At 68.8% G+C, this 23,930-nt stretch carries 24 protein-coding genes; 15 read left to right on the forward strand and 9 right to left on the reverse strand.

Translation table 11 applies throughout. The features are described 5' to 3' along the window. Positions 1-31 precede the first annotated feature (31 nt). A complete protein-coding gene (locus AB6806_RS12230; protein WP_142020135.1) occupies positions 32-1,894 on the forward strand; it encodes a monovalent cation:proton antiporter-2 (CPA2) family protein in 1,863 nt (620 codons plus the stop codon). A gap of 216 nt (positions 1,895-2,110) precedes the next feature. Then, entirely contained in the window at positions 2,111-3,031 is a 921-nt protein-coding gene (locus AB6806_RS12235; protein ID WP_112762923.1) for a DUF937 domain-containing protein, read from the forward strand. Positions 3,032-3,112: 81 nt separating this feature from the next. On the opposite strand, the gene AB6806_RS12240 is transcribed toward AB6806_RS12235, so the two are convergent. Together AB6806_RS12240 and AB6806_RS12245 are read right to left on the reverse strand one after the other, a co-directional pair. Beyond that, positions 3,113-5,008, reverse strand: a complete 1,896-nt coding sequence (locus AB6806_RS12240; RefSeq protein WP_142020134.1) for a methyl-accepting chemotaxis protein — start codon at positions 5,006-5,008, stop codon at positions 3,113-3,115. A 159-nt stretch (positions 5,009-5,167) separates the two neighbouring features. After that, complete coding sequence (locus AB6806_RS12245; RefSeq protein WP_133562269.1) at positions 5,168-5,542, reverse strand: DUF1127 domain-containing protein; 375 nt, start codon at positions 5,540-5,542, stop codon at positions 5,168-5,170. 175 nt (positions 5,543-5,717) lie between these two features. On the opposite strand from AB6806_RS12245, the gene AB6806_RS12250 reads away from it, so the two are divergent. Beyond that, positions 5,718-6,599: a LysR substrate-binding domain-containing protein gene (locus AB6806_RS12250; RefSeq protein WP_038360870.1), complete on the forward strand. Its 882-nt coding sequence runs from the start codon at positions 5,718-5,720 to the stop codon at positions 6,597-6,599. Positions 6,600-6,632: 33 nt separating this feature from the next. Here the strand turns inward: AB6806_RS12250 and AB6806_RS12255 are convergent, their stop codons facing one another. The 3 genes from AB6806_RS12255 to AB6806_RS12265 form a co-directional block, all read right to left on the reverse strand. Further along, positions 6,633-6,812, reverse strand: a complete 180-nt coding sequence (locus AB6806_RS12255; RefSeq protein WP_112762925.1) for a Flp family type IVb pilin — start codon at positions 6,810-6,812, stop codon at positions 6,633-6,635. A gap of 91 nt (positions 6,813-6,903) precedes the next feature. Further along, complete coding sequence (locus AB6806_RS12260; protein ID WP_142020133.1) at positions 6,904-8,283, reverse strand: glutamate--cysteine ligase; 1,380 nt, start codon at positions 8,281-8,283, stop codon at positions 6,904-6,906. Positions 8,284-8,455: 172 nt separating this feature from the next. Continuing rightward, complete coding sequence (locus AB6806_RS12265; protein WP_133562275.1) at positions 8,456-9,205, reverse strand: 16S rRNA (uracil(1498)-N(3))-methyltransferase; 750 nt, start codon at positions 9,203-9,205, stop codon at positions 8,456-8,458. Between the two features lie 191 nt (positions 9,206-9,396). Here AB6806_RS12265 and AB6806_RS12270 point away from each other — a divergent pair, with 191 nt between their 5' ends. Together AB6806_RS12270 and ubiA are read left to right on the forward strand one after the other, a co-directional pair. After that, on the forward strand, positions 9,397-9,876 hold the full coding sequence (locus AB6806_RS12270; protein WP_133562277.1) for a hypothetical protein: 480 nt from the start codon (positions 9,397-9,399) through the stop codon (positions 9,874-9,876). Positions 9,877-9,895: 19 nt separating this feature from the next. Next, positions 9,896-10,894 carry a 4-hydroxybenzoate octaprenyltransferase gene (gene ubiA / locus AB6806_RS12275; RefSeq protein WP_142020132.1) on the forward strand — a complete coding sequence of 333 codons (999 nt, stop codon included), beginning with the start codon at positions 9,896-9,898 and terminating at the stop codon, positions 10,892-10,894. Here the strand turns inward: ubiA and AB6806_RS12280 are convergent. Continuing rightward, on the reverse strand, positions 10,891-11,412 hold the full coding sequence (locus AB6806_RS12280; protein ID WP_112762929.1) for a DUF6101 family protein: 522 nt from the start codon (positions 11,410-11,412) through the stop codon (positions 10,891-10,893). The two genes, ubiA and AB6806_RS12280, sit on opposite strands and share 4 nt — an antisense overlap. 248 nt (positions 11,413-11,660) lie before the next feature. Between AB6806_RS12280 and AB6806_RS12285 the strand changes: the two genes are divergently transcribed. The 5 genes from AB6806_RS12285 to lpxK all read left to right on the forward strand — a co-directional run bounded on the left by AB6806_RS12285 (position 11,661) and on the right by lpxK (position 16,027). Further along, positions 11,661-12,485 (forward strand): 3'(2'),5'-bisphosphate nucleotidase CysQ, encoded by an 825-nt coding sequence (locus AB6806_RS12285; RefSeq protein WP_112762930.1) that lies wholly within the window; start codon positions 11,661-11,663, stop codon positions 12,483-12,485. An 88-nt stretch (positions 12,486-12,573) separates the two neighbouring features. Next, positions 12,574-12,816 (forward strand): DUF4170 domain-containing protein, encoded by a 243-nt coding sequence (locus AB6806_RS12290; RefSeq protein WP_038360861.1) that lies wholly within the window; start codon positions 12,574-12,576, stop codon positions 12,814-12,816. A gap of 81 nt (positions 12,817-12,897) precedes the next feature. Continuing rightward, positions 12,898-13,650, forward strand: coding sequence for a lysophospholipid acyltransferase family protein (locus AB6806_RS12295; RefSeq protein ID WP_038360858.1), 753 nt, complete (start codon positions 12,898-12,900; stop codon positions 13,648-13,650). Further along, positions 13,647-14,951 carry a 3-deoxy-D-manno-octulosonic acid transferase gene (locus AB6806_RS12300; protein WP_112762932.1) on the forward strand — a complete coding sequence of 435 codons (1,305 nt, stop codon included), beginning with the start codon at positions 13,647-13,649 and terminating at the stop codon, positions 14,949-14,951. The genes AB6806_RS12295 and AB6806_RS12300 overlap by 4 nt, the downstream gene beginning before the upstream one ends. Next, positions 14,951-16,027: a tetraacyldisaccharide 4'-kinase gene (gene lpxK, locus AB6806_RS12305; protein ID WP_142020131.1), complete on the forward strand. Its 1,077-nt coding sequence runs from the start codon at positions 14,951-14,953 to the stop codon at positions 16,025-16,027. The genes AB6806_RS12300 and lpxK overlap by 1 nt, the downstream gene beginning before the upstream one ends. On the opposite strand, the gene AB6806_RS12310 is transcribed toward lpxK, so the two are convergent. After that, entirely contained in the window at positions 15,998-16,219 is a 222-nt protein-coding gene (locus AB6806_RS12310) for a DUF2093 domain-containing protein (protein ID WP_038360852.1), read from the reverse strand. The two genes, lpxK and AB6806_RS12310, sit on opposite strands and share 30 nt — an antisense overlap. A 76-nt stretch (positions 16,220-16,295) precedes the next feature. On the opposite strand from AB6806_RS12310, the gene AB6806_RS12315 reads away from it, so the two are divergent. After that, the gene (locus tag AB6806_RS12315) at positions 16,296-17,141 is read left to right on the forward strand and encodes a dienelactone hydrolase family protein (protein WP_142020130.1); all 846 of its coding nucleotides are present in this window, start codon (positions 16,296-16,298) and stop codon (positions 17,139-17,141) included. Positions 17,142-17,235: 94 nt separating this feature from the next. On the opposite strand, the gene xseA is transcribed toward AB6806_RS12315, so the two are convergent. Further along, a complete protein-coding gene (xseA, locus tag AB6806_RS12320) occupies positions 17,236-18,843 on the reverse strand; it encodes an exodeoxyribonuclease VII large subunit (protein WP_142020129.1) in 1,608 nt (535 codons plus the stop codon). A gap of 231 nt (positions 18,844-19,074) precedes the next feature. Between xseA and purD the strand changes: the two genes are divergently transcribed. From purD to AB6806_RS12335, 3 genes are all read left to right on the forward strand, one after another. Beyond that, positions 19,075-20,352 carry a phosphoribosylamine--glycine ligase gene (gene purD / locus AB6806_RS12325; RefSeq protein ID WP_370954680.1) on the forward strand — a complete coding sequence of 426 codons (1,278 nt, stop codon included), beginning with the start codon at positions 19,075-19,077 and terminating at the stop codon, positions 20,350-20,352. A 144-nt stretch (positions 20,353-20,496) separates the two neighbouring features. Next, a complete protein-coding gene (locus AB6806_RS12330) occupies positions 20,497-21,411 on the forward strand; it encodes an alpha/beta fold hydrolase (protein ID WP_142020125.1) in 915 nt (304 codons plus the stop codon). 27 nt (positions 21,412-21,438) lie between these two features. Then, positions 21,439-22,314 (forward strand): patatin-like phospholipase family protein, encoded by an 876-nt coding sequence (locus AB6806_RS12335; protein ID WP_142020123.1) that lies wholly within the window; start codon positions 21,439-21,441, stop codon positions 22,312-22,314. Here the strand turns inward: AB6806_RS12335 and AB6806_RS12340 are convergent. After that, positions 22,274-23,035 carry an ArsR/SmtB family transcription factor gene (locus AB6806_RS12340; protein ID WP_142020121.1) on the reverse strand — a complete coding sequence of 254 codons (762 nt, stop codon included), beginning with the start codon at positions 23,033-23,035 and terminating at the stop codon, positions 22,274-22,276. The genes AB6806_RS12335 and AB6806_RS12340 overlap by 41 nt on opposite strands. A gap of 105 nt (positions 23,036-23,140) precedes the next feature. On the opposite strand from AB6806_RS12340, the gene AB6806_RS12345 reads away from it, so the two are divergent. Next, positions 23,141-23,890, forward strand: a complete 750-nt coding sequence (locus AB6806_RS12345) for a sulfite exporter TauE/SafE family protein (protein ID WP_370954681.1) — start codon at positions 23,141-23,143, stop codon at positions 23,888-23,890. Positions 23,891-23,930: the final 40 nt, after the last annotated feature.

Raw genomic sequence — 23,930 nt, forward strand, 5'->3', positions numbered from 1 at the left:
CCGGCCGTGCCCCCTACAGCGTGAGCCGCCCATGGCCGATGCCGTTTCCCATGCGAGCTACCTGCCGCCGATCCTGACCTTCTGCACTGGTGCGGTGATTGCGGTGCCGCTGTTCCGCAAGCTCGGATTGTCGGCGGTGCTCGGCTATCTGGCGGCCGGCGTCGTGATCGGCCCCTCGCTGCTCGGTGTCATCAAGGATCCCGACGCCATCCGCGGCACGGCCGAGATCGGCGTGGTGCTGCTGCTGTTCCTGGTCGGCCTCGAGCTGCAACCCTCCCGCCTCTACTCGATGCGGCGGGACATTCTCGGTTCAGGACTGGCGCAGATGGCGGTGAGCGCGACCGTCATCGGCCTGGTCGGCTGGCGGTTCGGGCTTTCGGTCGGGGGCGCGATCGCGGTCGGCGTTGCGCTGGCGCTCTCGGCGACCTCCATCGCCCTGCAATTGCTGGAGGAGCGCGGCGACAGCAACGAGACCTATGGCCGGCGCACCTTCTCGATCCTGCTCTTCCAGGACATCGCGATCGCGCCGGTGCTGGCGTTGCTGCCCTTGCTCGCCACCACCGGCGCGGAATCCGGCAGTGCGATGCGGGCGCTGGCGAGCTTCGGCATCGCGATCGCGGCCGTCGTCGCGATCGTCTTCGCCGGCCGCTACCTGCTCAACCCGTTCTTCCGCATCCTCGCCAATAGCGGCGCCAAGGAGGTGATGACCGCGGCTGCCCTGCTCATCGTGCTAGGGGCAGCGCTGCTGATGGAGCATGTCGGGCTCTCCATGGCGATGGGCGCCTTCCTCGCCGGGCTGATGCTGGCCGACTCGCATTTCCGCCACGAGCTCGAAGCCGATATCGAACCGTTCCGCGGCGTGCTGCTCGGCCTGTTCTTCATGGCGGTCGGCATGTCGCTCGATCTCAAGCTGGTCGTCGAAAACGCATTGCTGCTCGCCATCGCGGCGCCGCTGCTCGTGCTATTCAAGATTGCCGTCGTCGCCTCGATCCTGCGGGCGTCCTGCTCGTCGACGCTGGAAGCCATCCGGGCCGGCGCCCTGCTCTCGCCGGCCGGTGAATTCGCCTTCGTGCTCCTGCCGCTCGGCGTGGCGCATGGGCTGCTCAACCCGCAGCAGGCGGCCATCGTCACCGCGCTCGCCGCGATCAGCATGCTGCTCGGCCCGATCGTCGCGAAGCTGATCGACAACGTCCTGCTCGCGCGCATCACGCCCGAGACGATGGACGAGGATTTCGACGGCGTCGGCGACAGCCAGGTGATGGTGATCGGCTTCGGCCGGTTCGGGCAGGTGGTGACGCAGGCGCTGCTGCTCCAGCACGTCAACATCACCGTCATCGATTCCGATGTGGAGCAGATCCGCGCCGCCGCGCGCTTCGGCTTCAAGGTCTATTACGGCGACGGGATGCGGCTCGACGTGCTGCGCGCCGCCGGCGCGGGCAAAGCCCGCGTCATCTGCATCTGCGTCGACGACAAGAACGCCGCCCTGCGCATCCTCGAAATGGTGAAGTCGGAGTTCCCCAATGTGCGGGTGCATGCCCGGGCCTTCGACCGCATCCATGCCATCGACCTGATGAAGGCGGATGTCGACTACCAGATGCGCGAGACCTTCGAATCGGCGCTGGGCTTCGGCCGCGTCACGCTGGAGGCGGTCGGGCTGACCCGCGACGAGGCCGATCTCGTGATCGACCATGTCCGCGACCGCGACGCGCAACGCATGGAAATCCAGTTCAACGAGGGCATTGCGGCCGCCCTCAACCGGGTCCCACGCGTGACGCCGGAGCCGCTGGTCAAGCCCAAGGGCAAGTCCAAGGCGCTCACGGCCGAGACGCAGGAGGTCATCGAGGATGGCGGGGCCGAGGTCGCTGTCGGCGGCGTCGGCGAACCGGAGCGCTGAGCGCCAGCCGGCGCCGCCGTCATGCCCGGGCTCGACCCGAGCATCTCAGGAAAGAAGGGCGCTTGCTCCTGTGAGAGGCGCCCTTTTCTGCAAGAGATTCCCAAGTCTACGCTTCGCTGCGCCCGAGAATGACGCGCCTCGTTCCCAAGGCGACTTGCCGGGGCCCCGCGCGCTGCTATCGTCGCGACAGAGCCAGCAACGGCCCGGGAGGCGTCCATGATGAACCTGTTCGAGATCATGCAATCGGCCCAGAATGGCCAAGCAATGCAGAATCTCGCCCGGCAATACGGGCTGAGCCAGCAGCAGACCCAGGCCGCGCTCGATGCGCTGCTGCCGGCTTTCTCCATGGGGCTGCAGCGCCAGACGCAGAATCCCTATGCCTTCGGCTCGCTGGCGCAGATGATGACCGCCTCGCCCTATGCGCGCTTCTTCGAGACCTCGGGCGGCAGCATCCCGCAAGGCGCGCAGATGGCCGGCAACGATGTGCTGGGCCAGCTCTTCGGTTCGACCGAGGTGAGCCAGGCGATTGCGGCGCAGGCTGCGGCGACGAGCGGCGTCAGCCAGGCCATCCTCAAGCAGATGCTGCCGGTGATCGCCTCGATCCTGATGGGCGGCCTGTTCAAATCCACCAACAACGAGGGGCTCGGCGGCATTCTCGGCCAGTTCGCCGAGATGATGCGCGGCCAGATGCCCGGCATGCAGCCGGCGCCGCAACCGCAGGCCCAGCCGCAGATGCCGGCCAATCCGATGGATGCGATCCTGCGCGGCATGTTCGGCCAGGGCGCGGGGGCAGGCCAGCCTCAGCCACAGCCGCAAGGAAACCCCGGCGCCGCGGCCAACGACCCGTTCGGCGGCATGCTCGGCCAGATCCTCGGCGGCATGTTCGGCGGCGCGGCCGCGCCCGAACCCGCCCCGCAGCAGCCATCTCAGCCCCGCAGCGCGCCGCAGCGCCCCGCGCCTGCCCCGGAGCCCGCGCCGGACGAGTCCGCGCCCTCCGCCTCCGCACCCGGGCCCGGTTCGATCGGCCTCGACGCGCTGAACCAGATGTTCGAGCATGGCCGGCAGATTCAGGACGACCACCAGAGCGCGCTGAAATCGATCCTCGACGCCATGCTCGGCGGCGGCCAGCGGCGCTGAAACGACAGACCGGACGCAGCAGCGTCCGGTCCTGCATTTCCCATCGGCGGTCTCAGACGAGCTTCCGCGGCTTGCGGGCGCTCAAGCCGGCCGGCGCTGCTGCCAGTTCTGGTCCGCCTGCACCATGACCGCGGCCATGCCGCGCAGCTCGGCCGCATCGTCGCGGGTGCGGAAGCTGGCGACGAGATCGTTGAGGCGCTGGATCTGGCTGGCCAGGGCCGTCGCCGAGGCGGCGCTCTGCTCGGCGAGCGCGGCGTTCTGCTGGGTCATCTCGTCCATATGGGCGACGGCCTGGCTCATCTCGTCGATGCCATTCGATTGCTCGGCCGCGGCCGAGGAGATGTCCGAGACCGTGGCGGACACCTTCTGCGAGGCTTCGACGATCCGCTCCAGGGCGGTGCCGGCCGAGCGCACGAGGCCGACGCCCTGCGCGACCTCCGCCCCGGATTCGGTGATGAGCGTCGTGATGCCCTTGGCGGCCTCGCTGGAGCGCTGGGCGAGCGTGCGCACTTCGGAGGCGACCACGGCGAAACCCCGGCCGGCATCGCCGGCACGCGCCGCCTCGACCGCCGCGTTGAGCGCCAGCAGATTGGTCTGGAAGGCGATCTCGTCGATGACGGTGGTGATGTCGGAGATCTTGCGCGAGGCGGTCTCGATTCGCGCCATGGCGTCCACGGCATCCTTGACGATGGCACCGCCCTTGCGCGCGACCTCCATCGCCTCGTCGGCGAGCGCGACCGCCTGCATCGAGGCCTGGGCCGAGGCTTTGACGGAAGCGGCGAGCTCCTCGGTCGTGGCGGCGGTCTCCTCCAGCGAGGAGGCCTGCTCCTCGGTGCGCTTGGAGAGGTCGTCGGCGCCGGTGTTGATCTCCTGGGCGGCGTTGCCGACATCGCCCGAGGTCGACTGGATGGTGCGGATCGTCTCCGCGAGATGGGCGACCGCCATGTTGAAATCGTCGCGCAGCTTCTCGTATTCGGCAGCGAGATCGGCCTCGATCCGGCAGGTGAGATCGCCGCGCGAAAGCCGGTCGAGCCCTTCGGCCAGCGCCTCCATCACCTTGGCCTGCTCGGCGGCGAGGAGCTCGTGCTCGCGGGCGCGGGCGGCGCGCTCCTGCTCGGCGAGGCGGCGCTGCGCCTCCGTCGCGTCGCGGCTCTCGGCCGTCTCCGCCTCGAGACGCCGGACCGCCAGCCCGTTCTCCTTGAAGACCTGCACGGCCCGCGCCATGGCGCCGACCTCGTCGTGCCGGTTCTGGCCGTCGATCTCGACCGTGTAATCGCCGGCGGCGAGATCGTCCATGCGCGCCTTGAGGGTGTCGAGCGGCCTGGTGATGGACTGCCGCGCGAGCAGAATCGCCCCGATCAGGCCGAGCAGGACCCCGGCGACGGAGAGCGCCAGCAGGATCAGGTTGAGCTGCTTCGCCTCCGCGTCAAGCGCCTGCCCGTCGGCTTGGGTCTGGCTCTTGATGTCGCCGTTGAGCTTGACCGCATCAGCGACGATGGCGCCGAAGGCGCGGTCCAGCTCCGACATCACCGACAGCGCCGCCAGATCCTCGTCGCGCGCGGCCTGGGCCAGCACGTCGTCGATCTTCGGCTTCAGCTCAGAAAGCGCCCGCGCGAGCTTGTCGAACTCGGCGTGGCGCTCGGGAAAGCTGATCTTGGCGTTGACGAGCTGCTGGAGCGCGAGATCGTAATCCTTGCGGACATCCGCGATGCTCGTGGTGTTCTGCTTCATGTATTCGGGATAGGCGATCGCCTTATACAGGTCGCGCAGCACATAGCTCGTCACGAGCGTCGACTGCGCCGAATCGAGGATCGCGGCGGAGCGCTGATCGATCAGATCGGAATAGCTCTTGTTGATGCGCTGATATTCGTGCCCGGCATAGATCGCAGTACCGATGCTGATCAGTCCGATCGCAATCAATGGAATGGCGATCTTGGTGCGAATCCTCAGATCCTTGAGGCGCAGAGAGAACTTCATGCCCGTGCCCACCCCGTCAGGCGGCCGGCCGGCCGCATCCGGCGGACACATTTCAGCCAAATGCATAAAATTGCGTTAGGACATGCCTCCGCTGCTCCGGCGCATAAAAAAGGGCGGAAGCACGAAGCTTCCGCCCACAGAGACGCTGACGCCAAGGGGTCAGGCGCAGCGTGCAACCATGAAATCTGCGTTCTTCGCCAGCACCGGCTCCGGCACGGTCGGCTGGGTGCCGGCATGACGGACGGCCTGCTCGCGCCGCGCCTTGGCGATATCGGCATTGGAGCGTGACCGCGCGGCCAGCACCGCGGAGGGATCGTTGAGCCAGGACGTCGCCAGCGCGCCGGCGATATCGGAGCGGACGAGGCCGATATCCTTGAGGCCGCGCTCATCAAGCTCGGCGAGGCGCATCACCTCGCGTCGATGGATCAGGGCGCGCAGGAGGAATACGGGCTTTTGGATTCCAGCGGCGGCGATGCGCACGACACCGGCCGGAACCGATGACAGCGTCTTCGTGGCAATGGTCATGAGCAGCATGACGGCCTCCAATGGAATGCGAGAACGGATCGACGTTCCCCTTCAGCCCGGACGCGCCAACTGGCTGAAATCCCGGAGAACGATTGAACGATAGCGAGACGCTGGCCATCAGCCAAACGAATGGTTATGATGCTTGACAGCACGGATATTGATGAACGCACGACGGGGGATCGCCATGGCCCATGTGCTCGACGCCGACCAGTTGAAGACCTTCGTCGCCATTGCCGACACCGGCTCCTTCACCCGCGCGGCGGAGATCGTGTTCAAGACGCAATCGGCCGTCTCGATGCAGATGAAGCGGCTGGAGGAGCGGGTCGGGCGGCCGCTCTTCGGGCGCGACGGACGCCACGCCAAGCTGACCGAGGATGGCGAGCGCCTGCTCGACTACGCCCGCCGGATCGTCAGGCTGAACCTGGAATGCGTCGCGACCTTCACCGATGCCGATCTGAAGGGGCGCATCCGGCTCGGCGTGCCCGACGATTATGCCGACCGCTACCTGCCCGAGATCCTCGCCCGCTTCGCGCGCTCGAACCCGCGCGCCGAGGTCACCGTCGTCTGCGAGCCGACGCCGATGCTGGCCGAGCGGATCGCCACCGGCGACATCGACCTCGCCATCATCACCCATGTCGAGAGCCGCGGCCAGGGCGAGATCATCCGCATCGAGCCGCTGCTCTGGGTCACCTCCGCCCGCCATACCGTGCATGAGGAAGACCCGCTGCCGCTGGCGCTGGGGCGGCCGACCTGCAACTGGCGGCAGGCGGCGGTCGATGCGCTGGAGGCCAAGGGCCGCCGGTTCCGCGTGCTCTATGCGAGCTGGAACTCGACGGCGGTCGGCGCCGCGGTGGTCGCAGGGCTCGCCGTCTCGGTGCTGCCGGAAAGCGCGGTGAGGCCGGGCATGCGGATTCTGGGACCGTCGGAGGGCTTCGCGACCTTGCCGTCCTGCAAGATCGGCCTGCTGCGCACGCGCTTCGACCCGTCCGTGCTCTCGAATGCGCTGGCCGAGCACATCATCCAGAGCCTCGACAATCTGGCGAGCTTCAAGACCGCGGCGGAGTGAGAGGAGCTTGCGCGACGCGAAGGGCGCGCAGGATCACGGAGAGGGAAAGGCGGCGGCGACCGACTGGAAGAAGCCGAGCACGGTCTGGCCGACTTGCGTCGCCCCGGCGACGATGGAGATTGAGATCAGGACGCCGATAAGGCCGTACTCGATCGCCGTCGCGCCGCGTTCGTCGCGCAGAAAAGCGTCAAGGTTGGGGCCGATCCGATTCATGACGATAGGTTATGGCGGCGAGCTGCGGCCAAATCGTTAATCCGGCCGCTGCAATGCGCCGAATATCGCTTTTTTCCGGCGCGTAAGGGCTTTACAGCGCCAGTTCCGTGAAGACCGGCTCGACCTTGCCACCCCATGAGCCGCGATAGCGCGCTTCCAGGCGCTGCGCGAGCGTCTGCCCGCTGGCCAGGATCTCCTGCAAGGGAGCGAGGTAGACGCTCTCGTCATCGCCAGCCGCGTCGCGGCGGGCCCGGCGGGCGAGGCCGGCACGCGACAATTCCAGCACGTCGCTCGCGATCTCGCCAAGCTTGCGCCCGGCGATGGAGGCATCCAGACCCAGCTTGGGCGCCGCATCGCGCAATCCCTGCCGCTGCTCGGCGCTCCAGCCCTTGACCAGATCCCAGGCGGCGTCGAGCGCGCCGCGGTCATAGAGCAACCCGACCCAGAAGGCGGGCAGCGCCGCCAGCATGTCGGCGGGGCCGGCATCGGCGCCGCGCATCTCGAGGAAGCGCTTCAGCCGGACCTCCGGGAACAGGGTCCCGAGATGGTTGACCCAGTCCGACATCGTGGCGCATTCGCCCGGCAGCTGTTTCAGCTTGCCCGCCATGAGGTCCCGGAAAGAGGCGCCGGCGACGTCGTGATAGGTCTCGCCGCGCTTGACGAAATACATGGGAACGTCGAGCGCCCAATCGACATAGGCCTCGTAGGACATGCCCTCGTCGAAGGCGAAGGCGAGCATGCCGGAGCGGTTATTGTCGGTATCGCGCCAGATCTCCGAGCGCATCGACTGGAAGCCGTTCAGCTTGCGCTCCAGGAAGGGCGAGGAGGCGAACAGGGCCGTCGCGAATGGCTGCAGCGCAAGCGAGACGCGCAGCTTGCGCACCATGTCGGCCTCGCTGGCGAAATCGAGATTGACCTGCACCGTGCAGGTCCGGAACATCATGTCGAGCCCCATCGTGCCGACCTTCGGCATATAGTTCGCCATGATCTTGTAGCGGCTCTTCGGCATCATCGGCGTCTGCGCCCGCGTCCAGAGCGGGGAGGCGCCGAGCGCGGCGAAGCCGATGCCGTGCGGTTCGGCGACCGCCTTGACGTCGGCGAGATGGGCAGCGAGCTCGGCCTGCGTCTGATGGATGGTCTCGAGCGGAGCGCCCGAGAGCTCGAACTGGCCGCCGGGCTCGAGCGAGATCGCCCCGCCCCCGTCGGGGCCGCCGAGACCGATGACGTTGCCGGCGTCGACGATCGGTTCCCAGCCGAGACGCTGCTGCATGCCTTCGAGCAAGGCGCGGATGCCGCCCGCCCCGGCACGGCCCTCATAAGGCACCGGAGCGAGGTCCTCCCGGTAAAACGGGAACTTCTCGTGCTCCGTCCCGATCCGGAAACGCGATTCCGGTTTCTCGCCGGCAGCGATCCAGGCAATCAGCTCCTCCTTGGAGCCGATCGGAGTCGAGTCGGACACATCGCGAGCCATGGGCGCTCCGGCAGAACAGGCAATAAAGCCAAGGCTCCCGGCGGCTGGGAGGCCGCGGGTTCAAGGCGTAGGGCGAACAGACATAGGCGAGAGCCCGGCGCGCGACAACGACCCGGACCTTGCATTCGTGAAAGGGCGGCAAGCGCTGGCGGCAGGTCCGGCGCCGGAACGCTCAGCGCCGCCCCGCCCAATCGCCGAGCACCGCCTGCACGACGGCGAGCGCCGCGACGGCGGCGGTATCGGCCCGCAGGATGCGCGGACCCAGCGAAATCGCCAGCGTCTGCGGGCGCGCGGCGATCAGCCGGCGCTCGGCCTCGTCGAAGCCGCCCTCCGGCCCGATCAGCACCGCGAGCGGGCCGGCGGCATGGGCCTGCAGTGCCGCAATCGGGCTGCCCTGCTCCAGCCCCTCATCGCAGAAGATCAGCAACCGGGCCGGGTCCAGCGCCGCGAGCGCGGCCTCGAGCGAGGTCTCGGCCTCGATGCGCGGCAGGCTGAGGATGCCACATTGCTCGGCGGCCTCGACGGCATTGGCCCGCATCCGGTCGAGGTTGAGCCGCGAGACCTGGGTGCGGCGGGTGATGACGGGCTGGAGCAGGCCCGCGCCCATCTCGACCGCCTTCTGCGCCATATAATCGAGCCGCGCATGCTTCAGCGGCGCGAAGAGATAATGCAGGTCCGAGGGCGGCGGCTGATCCTTCACCCGGCGGTCGAGAATCAGCCGCGCCGCCTTGCGCCCCTCCGGCGCGACGCGGGCCAGCCATTCGCCGTCGCGCCCGTTGAAGACGAGGACCGCCCCATCGGCCTTGAGCCGCAAGACGTTGAGCAGATAATTCGACTGATCCCGCTCCAGCGGCAGTTCACCGCCGGCAGCGAAAGCGGCATCGATGAAGAGCCGATGGCGTGCAAAATCGGGGATGGACATCGGCGAAGCCGCCTCCTGCATCTACAAATTTGTTGTGAGCAGCGCGAAAACCGCCACAATCCTCGCCTAACGGCAAGTGCTTCCTCCGAGATGGCAGATGGACTTGCAAGAGTCGTTGGCGTTAACAGCGCCTGCTGTTAAGGACATGTTCACAGATCGGCGCGACAGGCCGGCAAGCGGAGAAGGGAATCATGCGGCTCAGGACGGCTTCGGGATTGGCAGCGACATTGGGCCTCGCCATGGCATCGCTCGTGATCGCCTCCCCGGCCAGCGCGCAGGTTTCCGGCTGCGAGCCGCTGCAGAAGCTGCTGACGACGCGGCAGGCGATGGTGGCCAAGATCACCGCCGCGCAGAAGGCCAAGCGCAAGATGACGCCGCAGGAGGCATGCAGCACCTTCGGCTCGCTCGTGAACAACGGCAACGAGACGCTGAAATTCGCGTCCGCCAACCAGGACTGGTGCCAGATCCCGGCCACGTTCATCGAGGGGCTCAAGAACGACAACGCGCGAATCGGGACGTTTCGCGGCCAGGCCTGCAATGCGGTGAAGCAGCAGGCGGCGATGCAGCGGCGCGCGCAGCAGCAGGCCCAGAGCGCCAACCCCTTCGGCGGCGCGGATTCGATCACCAGCGGCGCCGGTGGCGGGCTGAAGGTCCCACAGGGCGCGCTCTAAGACGGAAGGCGGGCCGGCCATGGCGGACCCTGTCCACGCCGGTCCCACGCCGGGGCGCGACGCGCTCCATTCCGGCGCGTCCTTGCCGGATGCCCCCCTCCCCGACGCGCTGAGCGGTCACTGGGTCGACACGCGCGCGCCGCGCGCGATCAGGCCCTATCTCAAGCTCGCGCGGATCGAACGGCCGATCGGCTGGTGGCTCATTCTGCTTCCGTGCTGGTGGGCGGCCGGGCTGGCCGCGATCGCGGCGGGCCGGCCATATCCCAATCCCTGGCACTGCCTGCTCTTCCTGATCGGCGCCGTGCTGATGCGCGGAGCGGGCTGCACCTTCAACGACATCATCGATCGCAAGCTCGATGCCGAAGTCGCGCGCACGCGCGGCCGCCCGCTGCCCTCCGGGCAGGTCACGGTCGCGGCGGCAGTGCTGTTCATGGTCGCGCAGGCGCTCGCTGCCCTGCCGGTGCTGCTGCAGTTCAACCGCTTCACGGTCCTGCTAGGCATCGCCTCGCTCGCGATCGTGGCGATCTATCCGTTCATGAAGCGCATCACCAACATGCCGCAATTCGTGCTCGGCCTCGCCTTCTCCTGGGGCGCGCTGCTCGGCTGGAGCGCCGTGTTCGGCCGGCTCGACGCGCCGGCCTACCTCACCTATGCGGCCGCCATCGCCTGGACGGTCGGCTACGACACGATCTATGCGATGCAGGATATCGAGGACGACGCCATCGCCGGCATCAAATCGAGCGCGCGCTATTTCGGCGACCATACGCGCGAGGCCGTCGCGCTCTGCTTCGCCCTGACGGCTGTGCTCAGTGGCATCGCGATCTGGCTGGTCAATGGCGGGGCCTTCGCGTGGCTCGGCTTTGCCGCCTTCGTCGGCCATCTCGGCTGGCAGGTGACGCGGATCGAAGGAGCGAGCGCGGCGCAGGCGCTGATGCTGTTTCGCTCGAATCGGAATGCCGGGCTGCTGCTCGCCGCGGGGCTGGCGCTCGACGCGATCAGCCGGCACGCCTTCGCTTAATCGACCAAGCGCTCATTGGCGAGGACGACCGGCAGATCGGCCAGACGGCCGGGCTTGCGGCGCGTCAGGAAGCGCGGGCGACGCCCGTTCAGGAAGGCATGGCGGCGGCGGATCCGCACCGGCCCCAGCGCGACGCGGCCGATCTGCGGAAACGGCTCGCTCACCGTGCCGTCGACGGATTCGAGCAGCAGCGGCAAGCCGCTGCGGCGACCGCAATCGCGCCAGAGCGCGACGGCATCGGCCTGATCGACGCTGGCGATCACGATCGAGCGCCCGTCGCCGGCCGTCAAAGCGAGCTCGAAGCGCTCATCCTCGCCCGTCGGATTGGCGAGCCGCAGCGCAACGCCGCTCCACCCCGCCGAGGCGCGTAAAATCCGCACGGAGCCGACGCGCTCGATACCCGGCGCCGATGGCTGGCGCGGCATCGGGTTGCGGGGGACGATCGCTGTGGTGAACGGCCCACCGGAGAGATGCGGCACAAAACCGCTCTCTCCGGCGACCGGCGTGACGCTGGCCATCGGTAATAACGCCTTTCCTAATCCCTGCTGCAACGGAGTCCTCTGTCGGATGCGGGACTCTCGTGCTTGCCGGGTGAGGATGTGCCGCAGGCGTGTCCGAGCGCTTAAGGGGTTGGGTTAAAGGAGCGTGATTTCCGCTCTATCGGGGCCAGGATGGCCCCTTTTCTGCATGATGCTTGACGGAATCTTTCAACCCGATGGCGCATTTTCGGCTTGAAACCGCGGCATTCGCATTCGATAGGGAAGCCATGAGCGCATCCACGCTACCCATCGCCGCCGACCTCCTGAAGGCGGCGAGCGAGAGCTGCCTCGAAGCTGGAAGCCTCGCGCTGGATCTGTTCCGACCGGGAGAGCAGACCGCCGCGCGGACCTGGGCCAAGAGCGGCGGCTCACCGGTGACGGAAGCCGATATCGGCGTCGACACCTTCCTGCGCGTGCGCCTCTCGGCGCTGCTGCCCGAAGCCGCCTGGCTCTCCGAGGAAACGGTGGACGACGCGCTGCGCCTGACGCGCCGCTTCGTCTGGGTGGTCGACCCGATCGACGGCACGCGCGCCTATATGAGCGGCTCGCCGGACTGGGCCGTCTGCGTGGCGCTGCTCGACGAGGGCGTGCCGATCCTCGGCGTCGTGCATGCTCCGGCCTGCGCCGCAACCTATACTGCCATCGCCGGGAGCGGCGCGAAGCGCAATGGCGAAGCCATCCGGGCTTCGTCGGGCCGGACGCTCGCCGGCGCCAGGATCGCCGGGCCGAAGCCGATGCTCGACGCGCTGGCGCGGGTGCAGCCTTTCGAGGCGGTCGGCAAGATCCCCTCCCTCGCCTTGCGGCTCACCCGCATCGCCGACGGCACGATCGATGCCGGGTTGATCTCGCCCGATGCGCGCGACTGGGACCTCGCCGCGGCCGACCTCGTGCTGCGCGAGGCCGGCGGCCGGCTGAGCGGCGGCGATGGCGGGCCGGTGACCTATAACCGCCCCGTGCCGGTTCACGGCATGCTGGTCGCCAGTTCCGATGCGCTCGCGGCGCCCTTGCTCAATGCTCTCGAGCAATTGCGCGGTCAGCCGCAGCCGAGCTGAACTTTTTCATCGAAGACGCGGCCACCCGGCTCGCGCCCGCGCGCGGGATGGCTTATGGGGGCGCGGACCAATCCTGCTGGAGAGAACGATGAGCGCGGAACCGGACCAGAAGCAGCTTCTCCATCTCGTCTTCGGCGGCGAGCTCGACTCGCTCGACGGCGTCACCTTCAAGGACCTGTCGAAGCTCGACATCGTCGGTATTTTCCCGAACTACGCCAGTGCCCATATGGCCTGGAAGGCCAAGGCGCAGCAGACGGTCGACCAGGCGCAGACACGTTATTTCGTCGTGCATCTGCACCGCCTGCTCGATCCCGACGCGACCAAGGCCTGAGGCCGAGATACCGATTCCCGATTCCGCAACGGGCCGAAAGCCGAAAGCGTTTTTCGGCCCGGTGCATGAGACAAGAGGCAGATGGGTTTTTCGATCCTCAAGACACGCGTGGCGCAAGAAGCGCTCGGCCGGCTTCTGGCCGGCTATCTGCGCCTGGTGCGGCGCACGAACCGGATCGTATTCGAGCCTGCCGACATCTATGACCATGTCCGGCCGGAGCTGCCGGTCATCTATGCGATGTGGCACGGCCAGCACATCATGATCCCCTTCGCGCGGCCGGATTGGATGCCGGCGGCCTCGCTGGTTTCGCGCCATGGCGATGGCGGCTTCAACGCCGTGGCGCTGCGCGAACTCGGCATCGGCTCGATCCGCGGCTCGGGCGCGCGCGGCCGCCGGAAGGTGCGCGAGAAGGGCGGCGCCGGCGCCTTCCTCGCCATGGTGAAGCGGCTCGCAGCCGGCGTTTCGATGGTGCTGACGGCCGATATCCCGAAGCAGGCCCGCGTCGCCGGGCCTGGCATCGTGGCGCTGGCGCGCGCCTCCGGCCGGCCGATCCGCGCCGTCGCGGTGGTGACCAGCCGCCGCATCGATTTCAACAGCTGGGACCGTGCCTCGATCGGCCTGCCCTTCGGGCGCTGCGCCATCGTGGTGGGCGAACCGATCACGATCGCGCGCGATGCCGACGAGGCAACGCAGGAGGCGACGCGGCTCGCCGTGCAGGCCAGCCTCGACGCCGTCCATGCCCGCGCCTACGCGCTCGTCGGCAGCCGGGATCCCGGCGCCGGCCTGCGCGACGAGCAGGAAGCCCGGCGAACTCTGGCCGAGACGCCGGCATGAGCGGCAAGGGCGCCCTGATCCGAAGCTACCGGCTGGCGACCGCCCTGCTCGAACCGGCCGCGGCCGGACTGCTGCAATGGCGCCGCCGCCAGGGCAAGGAGGATGCGGAAAGGCTCTCCGAGCGGCGTGGCTACGCCACCGTCAAGCGTCCGAACCGCCCGCTGGTCTGGCTGCACGGGGCCAGCGTCGGCGAGACCGTGACGCTGCTGCCGCTGATCGCCAGGCTCCAGAAGCGCGGGCTCGCCGTGCTCGTGACCTCCGGCACGGTGACCTCGGCGCGGCTTCTCGCGGCGCGCCTGCCGGCCGGCGCCATCCACCAATATCTCCCGCTCGACGTGCCACGCTACATGCGTCGCTTCCTCGATCACTGGCAGCCGGAACTCTGCCTGATCTGCGAATCCGAGATCTGGCCGAACCTGCTGATCGAGGCGCAGCGCCGCAGCGTCCCGGTCGTGATGGTCAACGGGCGGATGTCGGAACGTTCCTTCGCGCGCTGGTACAAGCGGCCACGGGCGGCGCGCTTCCTGCTCTCCTGCTTCGAGGCGTGCCTGGCGCAGTCGCAGGCCGATGCGGAGCGGCTGGCGCAGCTCGGCGCGCCACGCGTCAGCGTCGCCGGCAACCTCAAATTCGACGTGCCCGCCCCGCCGGCCGACCCCGACACGCTCGCCATCCTCGACGGCATGACGACGGGGCGCCCGGTCTGGATCGCCGCCAGCACGCATCCGGGCGAGGACGAGCTCGTGCTCTCCGCCCATCTCGCGCTGAGATCCCACCTGCCGAAGCTGCTCACCATCGTCGCCCCGCGCCATCCGCAGCGCGGTGCCGAGATCGAGGCGCTGGCGCAGGCCAACGATGTCGGCGTCGCGCGCCGCGCCGCCGGCGAAAGCCCGGAACGCGATGTCGAATTCTACGTCGCCGATACGCTGAACGAGCTCGGCCTGCTCTACAGGCTCTCGCAGGTCGCCTTCCTCGGCGGCTCGCTGGTGGAAGGCATCGGCGGGCACAACCCGATCGAGCCGGCCAAGCTCGGCTGCGCGCTGCTGCACGGCCCTTACGTGCACAACAATGCCGAGATCTTCGCCGCCTTCGACAGCGACGGCGGTTCGCGCGAGGTCGCCGATGCGCAGGCGCTCGCCGGGGCGGTGCATCGCTGGCTGAGCGACCCGGCCAGCGCCCGGCAGGCGGCGCGCGCGGCGGCGCATACGGCGAGCGAGCTCGGCGGGGCGATCAACCGCACGCTGCAGGCCATCGAGCCGCTCCTGATGCGCGCCGCGCTCGGCCAGCGCGAGAGCGCGCCCTGATGTCTGGATCACAGGCGGGATCCAAGCGAAAAACCGGTTTCCACTTTTTCGCATCCCGCCTCAGTGCGCCGCGCTTCTGGTGGCGCGACCGGCCGGGGCTGCTGGCCCGGCTCTTCTCCCCGCTCGGGCTGGTCTATGGCGCGATCACGCTGCGGCGCATGCGCAAACCCGGCGCGGAAGCGGGCGTGCCGGTGATCTGCGTCGGCAATTTCATCGCTGGCGGCGCCGGCAAGACGCCGACCGCGATCGCGCTGGCCGGGCTGCTGCGCGCGCGCGGCGAGACGCCCTTCGTACTGATGCGCGGCTATGGCGGGAGCTTGCCCGGCCCGGTCGAGGTCGATCCCGCGCGGCATGGCCCCACCGAGGTCGGCGACGAGGCCGTGCTGATGGCAGGCCATGCCCGCACGGTCATCGCCCGCGACCGCATCGCCGGCGCGGCGCTGGCCCGTGCCCGTGGCGCGAGCGTGATCGTCATGGATGACGGCTTGCAGAATCCGGCGCTCGCCAAGCAGCTGCGACTGGCGGTCGTCGACGGCGCGAGCGGCGTCGGCAACGGCCTCAGCCTGCCGGCGGGGCCGCTGCGGGCACCGCTGGCGGGCCAGCTCGATTGTACCGATGCGGTGATCGTGATCGGACCGGGAGCGGCAGGCGCGCGCGTCGCCGAGGCGGCCGCAAGGCAGGGCAAGGCGGTCATCGCGGCGCGGCTCGAACCCGACGGGCAGATCGCCGGGACGCTGCGCGGACGGAAGGTCCTGGCGCTCACGGGCATCGGCCGGCCGGAGAAATTCCGGGCCACGCTGGAATCCATCGGCGCCATCATTGCGGTCGAACGGGCTTTCGGCGACCACCATGCCTATTCGGCAGCGGATGTCACGGGCGTTATCGCGCAAGCGCGGTCAGGCGACCTGCTTGTCGCCACCACCGAAAAGGACATGACCAAGTTGGCGGCGCTCTGGCCGCAGAGCGAAAGGCAGCGGCTCGTCGTGCTGCCCGTCAGGCTGGTCTTCGACGCGCCGGAGCGGATCGCAAAGCTATTGGAAACGCCCTCAGCCGCGGCCGGCGCGACGCAGCCTTAGCAGGGCCGCCTCGGGCGAGGCATAGGCTTCCTGCCACTCGACCGACCAGTAGCGCAGATCGTCCAGGCGGATCGGCGCGCCGGTGACGGCGCAGCGCACGAAGCCGCCCGGCTTGATCACGCGGAATTCGCCGTGACCGTAATCGACGACCGCTTCGGGAGCGGGAGTGGGAAGGCGCTCGCTGATATTCATCAAAATCGTATTAAATCATTGATTGCGAAACGGAAAGCCGGGATAATCACTGCGCGGTGTCATTTTCCGGTCGGCGATGTCCAGTGTCCTGCGCCTGTTGGCGCGTGTGGTGTGTCTCGTTCTGCTTGCAACCTCGGCGGTCCATGCCGGCGGCTATGAGCGTGTCTCCATCGCGATGGACGGCGGCCATCTCGACGGCGTTTTCTTCCGCCCGCCGGGGCCGGGGCCGTTTCCGGCGGTCGTCGCATTGCATGGTTGCGGCGGTCTGTGGCGCGAGCAAGGCAAGCTCTCGATACGCCATCTGGATTGGGGCGAACGGCTCTCCAATGCGGGCTTCGCCGTGCTGATGCCGGACAGCTATGGCTCGCGCGGGCTCGCCTCGCAATGCGGCGTGAAGGACCTCACCGTCCGGGCCGGGCGCGAGCGGGTCGCCGACACCATGGCCGCCCGCCTCTGGCTGCTGCAGCGCAACGACATCCGGCCCGGCCAGCTCTCCCTGATCGGCTGGTCCGGCGGTGGCTCGACGGTACTCACCGCCATCCGCAAGGACAGGCAGCCGGCAGACCAGATGCCGGATTTCACACGGGCGGTCGCTTTCTATCCGGGTTGCCGCATCCAGTCGGAATCGCCGAGCTTTGCCGTGCGGATGCCGCTGCTGATCCTGATGGGCGAGGCCGATGACTGGACGCCGGCCGCCCCTTGCGGCTACCTCGCCAAGGCGGCGCAGGCGCGCGGCGAGAAGGTCGAATTCGTGACCTATCCCGGCGCGGTCCATGATTTCGATCATCCCCGCCTCGAGGTGAAGGAGCGCGAGAACGTCGCCTTTTCCGCCAATGGCACCGGCAAGGTGATGGTCGGCACCAACCCGGCCGCGCGGGAGGATGCACTCAAGCGCGTCGACGCCTTCCTGAAGGCACCTTGATTCCCTTCAGCGAACCGCTCAACCCTCATGCTGAGGAGCCATTTCGCCGGAAATGGCTCCTCAGCATGAGGGCTCTAGGCTTTCCAACGGCCTGTCAGAACAAATCGCCCTGAGCGGATTTCGGCGGCTCCGATCGCGGCGCCTCCTTGCGCGCCGGACGGGGCTGCGGCCTCGGTGCGGTTCCGCCGCTCCCGGACACCACGGCGCCGAAGCGGCCGTCGCTGACCTCGACGGTCAAGGCCTGGCCCGCCTGCGCCTGGGTGACGCTGCGGATCAGTGCGCCGGCCTCGTCGCGGATCAGCGCATAGCCGCGGGCGAGCACCGCTTCGGGGCCGAGCGAACGGATCAGCGTCCAGAGCGAGTCGAGGCGGTCCTGCCGGCGATGCAGCCCCTGCGCGAAAGCGCGCGTGGCTCGGTCGGCGAGCAGGTTGCCGCGTTCGCGACGCTGGATCAGGCTCTGGCCGAAGGCGTTGCGCGCTCGCGCTTCGAGCGTCGCCAGCCGGTCGCGGGCATGGGCGATGCGGGTACGCTCGCTCGTGATCGCGTTGCCGCGCGCGGCGGCCAGCACGCGCGCGAAACCGTCGAGCTGGGCGCGCAGCCGGGCGAGCGCGATGCGCGGCGAGCGGGCCTCGAGCCGGCGCGCCAGACCTTGCAGGGCCTGTTCATGGGCGCGGGCGTTGCGGGCGAGCGCGGGAGCGAGCCGCGTGGCGGCGAGGTCGAGCCGCTGGCGCGGAGCGGAGAGCACCGCCTCCGGCCCCGGAAGCGCGCGCGCCAGGGCGCGCAAATCGCTGCGGCGCCGATCCGAGAGCCGGCGCATGGCGCCGCCATGCCGGCGGGCGAGGTCGGCGACCAGCGCCATCAATTCGGCGCGGACCGGCACGACCTTCTCGGCCGCGCCGGTCGGGGTGGGCGCACGCAGATCGGCGGCGAAATCGATCAGCGTCGTATCGGTCTCGTGACCGACGGCCGAGACCAGTGGGATGGTCGAGGCGGCGGCGGCGCGGACCACGGCCTCCTCGTTGAAGCCCATCAGGTCTTCGAGCGAGCCGCCGCCGCGCGCGACGATGATGACGTCGGGGCGCGGGATGCGTCCGCCTTCGGGGAGAGCGTTGAAGCCGGTAATGGCGTTGGCGACCTCGGCGGCGCTGGTCTCGCCCTGCACGCGCACCGGCCAGACCAGGACGTGGCGGGGAAAGCGGTCCTCCAGCCGGTGCAGGATGTCGCGGATGACCGCGCCGGTCGGCGAGGTGACGACGCCGATGACGCGCGGCAGATAGGGGATGAGCTGCTTGCGTTCCTCGGCGAAGAGGCCCTCGGCAGCGAGCCGCTTGCGCCGTTCCTCCAGCAGCGCCATCAGCGCGCCGATGCCGGCCGGCTCCAGCGAATCGATGACGATCTGGTAGCTCGACTTGCCGGCGAAGGTGGTGATCTTGCCGGTGGCGATGACCTCCAGCCCATCCTGCGGACGCGTCTTCAGCCGGCCGAAGACGCCTTTCCAGATCACCGCGTCGATCTTGGCGTTCGTGTCCTTCAGCGAGAAATAGACATGGCCCGAGGCGACCGGGCCGCGATAGCCGGAAATCTCGCCGCGCACGCGCACGAAGCCGAAGGAATCCTCGATGGTGCGCTTCAGCGCGCCGGAGAGGTCCGAGACGGTCCATTCGGGCGCATTGCCGGTGGGAACGGTCGATTCGCTGTTCATGGCCGGACCATAGCGGGCGGACCCGACGAGCAGAAGCGTTGCCGTCGCCGCGCCGGGCAGGTATTGCGCAAGGATCCTTTCGGCCGACCTCAGCCCTCATCCTGAGGAGCCGCGTCAGCGGCGTCTCGAAGGATGGTCCAGGGGGCGCTGGAGCATCTTTCGAGACGCGTTCCTCCGGAACGCTCCTCAGGATGAGGGCTCACAAACCCGCCAACGCGGATGGGAGCCAGCATGAAGATTCTTCTGATCGGTTCGGGGGGCCGCGAACACGCGCTCGCCTGGGCGATATCGGCCTCGCCGCTCTGCGAGCAGCTCTTCATCGCGCCGGGCAATCCCGGCACCGCGCAATGCGGCGAGAACGTCGCGGTCGATATCGCCGACCATGCCGCGGTCGTCGCTTTCTGCCATCTTCAGGCTATCGGCCTCGTCGTCGTCGGCCCGGAAGGGCCGCTGGTTGCCGGCATCGCCGACGATCTCAGGGCCGCCGGCATCAAGGTGTTCGGCCCCTCGAAGGCCGCCGCCCAGCTCGAGGGCTCGAAGGGCTTCACCAAGGAGCTCTGCGCCCAGTTCAATATCCCGACCGCCGCTTTCGGCCGCTTCACCAGCGCCGACACCGCCAAGGCCTATGCCGCCCGCCAGGGTGCGCCGATCGTGGTCAAGGCCGACGGCCTCGCCGCCGGCAAGGGCGTGGTGATGGCCGAGACGCTCGACCAGGCCAATGAAGCGATCGACATGATGTTCTCGGGCGGTCTCGGCAGCGCCGGCGCCGAGGTCGTCATTGAGGAATGGATGATCGGCGAGGAGGCGAGCTTCTTCGCCATCTGCGACGGCACCAATGCGCTGGCGCTGGCCTCGGCGCAGGACCACAAGCGCGTCGGCGACGGCGACACCGGGCCGAACACCGGCGGCATGGGCGCCTATTCGCCCGCTCCCGTGATGACGCCCGCCATGGAAGAGCGCGTCATGGCCGAGATCATCCGGCCGACGCTCGTCGGCATGGCCAAGCGCGGCATGCCGTTCCAGGGCGTGCTCTTCGCCGGGCTGATGATCACCGCCGAGGGGCCGAAGCTGATCGAATACAATGTCCGCTTCGGCGACCCCGAATGCGAGGTGCTGATGCCGCGCCTCAAGAGCGACATCGTGCCGGCCCTGCTCGCGGCCTGCGACGGCGTGCTCGGCTCCTTCGACCTGCGCTGGGCGGAAGAGGCGGCGCTGACCGTCGTGCTCGCGGCGAAGGGCTATCCCGGCAAGCCCGAGACCGGCAGCGTCATCCGCGGCGTCGAGAAGGCGGATGCGCTGGACGACGTCCTCGTCTTCCATGCCGGAACCACGCTCCGGGATGGTGATCTCGTCGCGCATGGCGGGCGCGTGCTCAATGTGGTCGGCCTCGGCAAGAGCGTGCGCGAGGCGCAGGCGAAAGCCTATCAGGCCGTCGACCTGATCGACTGGCCGGAGGGCTTCTGCCGCCGAGACATCGGCTGGCAGGCGGTGAAGCGCGAGCAAGGCTGACAAAACCGGGCACCCCGCGCGCCTCAATCTCGGCGATTGCTTCTCCTACGCTCTTGCCAAATCCTTGAACGCTCCCCTGCTTTACAAGGGAGAGGATTTCGGCCGGACGGACATCGTCTCCGCCGCCACGGCAAGGGCGCAGCCATGAGCAACATCGACAGCCTGTTTCCCGGTTTCAAGGCCCATTGGGTCGACGGTCCGGTCGGCAAGATCTTCGCCCGCGTCGGCGGTGAAGGGCCGCCGCTCGTGCTGATCCACGGTTTTCCGCAGACCCATGCCGAATGGCACAAGATCGCGCCGGAGCTGGCGAAGACGCATACCGTCGTCTGTCCTGACCTGCGCGGCTATGGCTGGTCGGCGGCACCGCATGGCGATGGCGGGGCAGCGACCTACACGAAGCGCGGCATGGGCGAGGATATCGTCGCCGTGATGCAGGCGCTCGGCTATCTGCGCTTCGGCGTGATCGGGCATGATCGCGGGGCGCGCGTCGCCTATCGCCTCGCGCTCGACCATCCCGGCCGGGTCGAGCGGCTCGCGCTGCTTGATATCCTGCCGACCGTCTCGATGTGGGAGGGCATGGACGCGGCGCGTGCCATGCAGGTCTATCACTGGACTTTCCTGGCCCAGCCCGAGCCGACGCCTGAAAATCTGCTCAAGGCCGATCCGGTCGGCTGGCTCGACCACACCATCGCGAGCTGGAGCCGGGCGAAGAAGCTCGACCTCTTCGACCCGCTGGCGCTGCGCTCCTACGCCGAATCCTTCAGCGACCCGACACGCATCCACGCGTCCTGCGAGGATTATCGCGCCGGCGCCACCACCGATATCGCGCATGACAAGGCCGATCTCGCCGCAGGCAAGCGCATCCTCTGCCCGACGCTGATCCTGTGGGGCGAGGCCGGCATCCCGGCCAAGGGCGCAAGCCCGCTCGAGATCTGGCACGAGACCTTCGCGCCGCAGGCCGAGGGGCAGGCCATCGACAGCGGTCATTTCCTGCCGGAGGAGAATCCGCAGGCGACGCTCGCCGCGCTGAAGCCGTTCCTCGCGCAGCCGCTTGCCTGAAACACCGGCAATGGCCAGATTCGGCTGATGTCGCCGCGCCACGCCGCCCATCGAACCGAAGCCGCGAAGCCTGCCGGCGAATTCGCGCTGGTACTCGGCGCCGGCGGCGCGCGGGGCTTGAGCCAGATTCCGGTCCTCGAAGCGCTCGACGAGCTCGGCGTGAAGCCTTCGCTGATCGCCGGCTGCTCGATCGGCGCGATCATCGGTGCCGCTTATGCGGCCGGCATCCCGGGCTCCGCCTTGCGCGAGCATGTGCTCGGCAGCTTCCGCGACCGGGCCCGGGTCGTGGCGAAGCTGCTCGATGCCCGCGTCGGCAAGCTCGCCGATCTGGTGCGCGGCCTCGGCAACCCCGCCCTGATCGATGGCGAACGCCTGCTCGACCTGTTCTGGCCGGAGGCGGTTCCCGACCGTTTCGATGAACTCGCCATCCCCTTCAGCGCGACGGCGGCCGACTACCACCGCCATGTCGAGGTGACGCTGTCGGAGGGGCCGCTGACGCCGGCGGTCGCCGCCTCGCTCGCCATTCCCGGGCTGGTGCGACCGGTCGCGCTCGGGGGGCATGTGCTGATCGATGGCGGGGCGATCAATCCCCTGCCCTATGAGCGCCTGATGGCGCCGGGCCGGATCGTGCTGGCGATCGATGTCAGCGCGGCGCCGCTTGCCACGAGCGACAGCCGCATTCCCGGTGCGATGGAGACGATCGTCGGCGCCTCGCAGATCCTGACCCGCACGCTGGTGCAGCGCATGGTCGAGCGGCAGCCGCCGGACATCCTGATCCGCAGCGGGCTCGACGGGATCGGCGGGCTCGACTTCTTCAAGGCGAAGGCGATCCTCGCCGCCGCCGAGCCGGTCAAGGACGAGGTCAAGCGAGCGCTGGAACGGGCTCTCGCCGCAGCGGGCTGACGGAAGGCTCGGGCGCATCGCAGCGGAAACCGGGCAAGGCGGCTTCGAGCATCGCGCGCCCCTCCTCCGTCAGCGTCACGGCGCGGCTGTCCTTGCGGCGGCGCGTCCAGCCCATCTCGAAGCAGCGGCAGGCCAGCGCAGCGGCGAGATGGCCGGCGAGATGCGGCCGGCGCTCGCTCCAGTCGAGGCAGGGGCGAAGCGCCGCGCGGCGGGTCTTGCCGCTCTGGCCGGGCTCGACGCCGAGCCGGGCGAAGACCGCCTTGCCCGAGGCTGTCAGCGCATAGCCTCCCTCGCTGGCAGCGAGATGGCCCCCCGTCATCAGCGCATCGTGGATGCCGATGCCGAGCCGGCCGGCGAAATGGTCGTAGCAGGTGCGGGCGAAGCTCAGTTCCGCGCCGACGCGGGACGGCAGGCGGCGCGTCGTTCCTTCCATATTCGCCAGCACCATCAGCCCTTCCAGCGCCGTCGCGACCTCCGGCCCGGCAAGGCGGTAATAGCGATGGCGCCCCTGTGCGGTGACGGCGAGCAGACCGCCCTGCATCAGCTTGGCGAGATGGCCGCTCGCCGTCTGCGGCGCGACGCCGGCGAGCCAGGCGAGTTCCTTCGCCGTCAGCGCCCGGCCATCCATCAGCGCGTGCAGCATGTTGGCGCGGGCCGGGTCGCCCATCAGATGGGCGATCTCCGCGAGATAGGGACCAGAGTAGGCATTTGGCGTGCTCATGGCACCATGATGCGCCGTTCGCGCGCTGCCGCAAGCCAGGACGCTACGGTCAGGGCCGTAGTATCGATCCGAGACAGACCTGCCTCGGAATGCCAGAAGCGGGACATGGACAACACGGCTCTCCTCCTCTTCGTCACCGCGACCTTCGTGCTCGCCGGCTTCGTCAAGGGCGTAATCGGGCTGGGGCTGCCGACCATCGCGGTCGGCATTCTCGGCGTCGTCATGGCTCCGGCCCAGGCCGCCGCGCTGCTGGTCGTCCCCAATCTCGTCACCAATGGCTGGCAGATCGCGACCGGGCCGAAGCTCGTCAAGACGCTGCGCAGGCTCTGGCCGATGCTCGCCACCATCTGCCTCGGCACCTGGGCCGGCGCCGGCCTGCTGCAGCAGCAGAAGGACGGCAGCGCGACGCTCTGGCTCGGCGCGGCGCTGATTCTCTACGCACTGGTCCTGGTCGGCCTCAAGGCGGCGAAGCTGCGGGTGCCGCCCGGCTGGGAGGTCTGGCTCGGGCCGGTCATCGGCTTCGTCACCGGCGTCGTCACGGCCGCGACCGGCGTCTTCGTTTTGCCGGCCGTGCCCTATCTGCAGGCGCTCGGCTTCGACAAGGACGAGCTGGTGCAGGCGCTCGGCATCTCCTTCATCGTCTCGACGCTGGCGCTCTCCTTCGGGCTGATCGGGGCCGGCGCGCTCAACGGCACCGTCGCCTGGCAATCGCTACTGGCCCTGCTGCCGGCCCTGCTCGGCATGGGCGCCGGCCAGTTCATCCGCAACCGCATCTCGCCCGCGACCTTCAAGATCTGCTTCTTCACAGGTTTGCTGGCGCTGGGCGCCTATCTCTGCTGGCGCAGTCTTGCCTGACGGCGCGGATCTTGCTTGGCTGTCCCTGCCGCTTCGCCTG

It is taken from the genome of Allobosea sp. RCC_152_1 (genome assembly GCF_041360765.1).
In the GTDB taxonomy this organism is placed as follows: Bacteria; Pseudomonadota; Alphaproteobacteria; order Rhizobiales; family Beijerinckiaceae; genus Allobosea; species Allobosea spartocytisi.

Bases quoted from the DNA above. Each gene is read 5' to 3' on its own strand.
- ubiA (WP_142020132.1), top strand. From the start codon at position 9,896: ATGGCGGACCCTGTCCACGCCGGTCCCACGCCGGGGCGCGACGCGCTC.
- AB6806_RS12345 (WP_370954681.1), top strand. From the start codon at position 23,141: ATGGACAACACGGCTCTCCTCCTCTTCGTCACCGCGACCTTCGTGCTC.
- AB6806_RS12310 (WP_038360852.1), bottom strand. From the start codon at position 16,219: ATGAATATCAGCGAGCGCCTTCCCACTCCCGCTCCCGAAGCGGTCGTC.
- AB6806_RS12250 (WP_038360870.1), top strand. From the start codon at position 5,718: ATGGCCCATGTGCTCGACGCCGACCAGTTGAAGACCTTCGTCGCCATT.
- AB6806_RS12260 (WP_142020133.1), bottom strand. From the start codon at position 8,283: ATGGCTCGCGATGTGTCCGACTCGACTCCGATCGGCTCCAAGGAGGAG.
- AB6806_RS12270 (WP_133562277.1), top strand. From the start codon at position 9,397: ATGCGGCTCAGGACGGCTTCGGGATTGGCAGCGACATTGGGCCTCGCC.
- AB6806_RS12240 (WP_142020134.1), bottom strand. From the start codon at position 5,008: ATGAAGTTCTCTCTGCGCCTCAAGGATCTGAGGATTCGCACCAAGATC.
- AB6806_RS12290 (WP_038360861.1), top strand. From the start codon at position 12,574: ATGAGCGCGGAACCGGACCAGAAGCAGCTTCTCCATCTCGTCTTCGGC.
- AB6806_RS12285 (WP_112762930.1), top strand. From the start codon at position 11,661: ATGAGCGCATCCACGCTACCCATCGCCGCCGACCTCCTGAAGGCGGCG.
- AB6806_RS12255 (WP_112762925.1), bottom strand. From the start codon at position 6,812: ATGAATCGGATCGGCCCCAACCTTGACGCTTTTCTGCGCGACGAACGC.
- AB6806_RS12235 (WP_112762923.1), top strand. From the start codon at position 2,111: ATGATGAACCTGTTCGAGATCATGCAATCGGCCCAGAATGGCCAAGCA.
- AB6806_RS12295 (WP_038360858.1), top strand. From the start codon at position 12,898: ATGGGTTTTTCGATCCTCAAGACACGCGTGGCGCAAGAAGCGCTCGGC.
- AB6806_RS12340 (WP_142020121.1), bottom strand. From the start codon at position 23,035: ATGAGCACGCCAAATGCCTACTCTGGTCCCTATCTCGCGGAGATCGCC.
- AB6806_RS12335 (WP_142020123.1), top strand. From the start codon at position 21,439: ATGTCGCCGCGCCACGCCGCCCATCGAACCGAAGCCGCGAAGCCTGCC.
- purD (WP_370954680.1), top strand. From the start codon at position 19,075: ATGAAGATTCTTCTGATCGGTTCGGGGGGCCGCGAACACGCGCTCGCC.
- AB6806_RS12245 (WP_133562269.1), bottom strand. From the start codon at position 5,542: ATGCTGCTCATGACCATTGCCACGAAGACGCTGTCATCGGTTCCGGCC.
- xseA (WP_142020129.1), bottom strand. From the start codon at position 18,843: ATGAACAGCGAATCGACCGTTCCCACCGGCAATGCGCCCGAATGGACC.
- AB6806_RS12265 (WP_133562275.1), bottom strand. From the start codon at position 9,205: ATGTCCATCCCCGATTTTGCACGCCATCGGCTCTTCATCGATGCCGCT.
- AB6806_RS12300 (WP_112762932.1), top strand. From the start codon at position 13,647: ATGAGCGGCAAGGGCGCCCTGATCCGAAGCTACCGGCTGGCGACCGCC.
- AB6806_RS12230 (WP_142020135.1), top strand. From the start codon at position 32: ATGGCCGATGCCGTTTCCCATGCGAGCTACCTGCCGCCGATCCTGACC.
- lpxK (WP_142020131.1), top strand. From the start codon at position 14,951: ATGTCTGGATCACAGGCGGGATCCAAGCGAAAAACCGGTTTCCACTTT.
- AB6806_RS12280 (WP_112762929.1), bottom strand. From the start codon at position 11,412: ATGGCCAGCGTCACGCCGGTCGCCGGAGAGAGCGGTTTTGTGCCGCAT.
- AB6806_RS12330 (WP_142020125.1), top strand. From the start codon at position 20,497: ATGAGCAACATCGACAGCCTGTTTCCCGGTTTCAAGGCCCATTGGGTC.
- AB6806_RS12315 (WP_142020130.1), top strand. From the start codon at position 16,296: ATGTCCAGTGTCCTGCGCCTGTTGGCGCGTGTGGTGTGTCTCGTTCTG.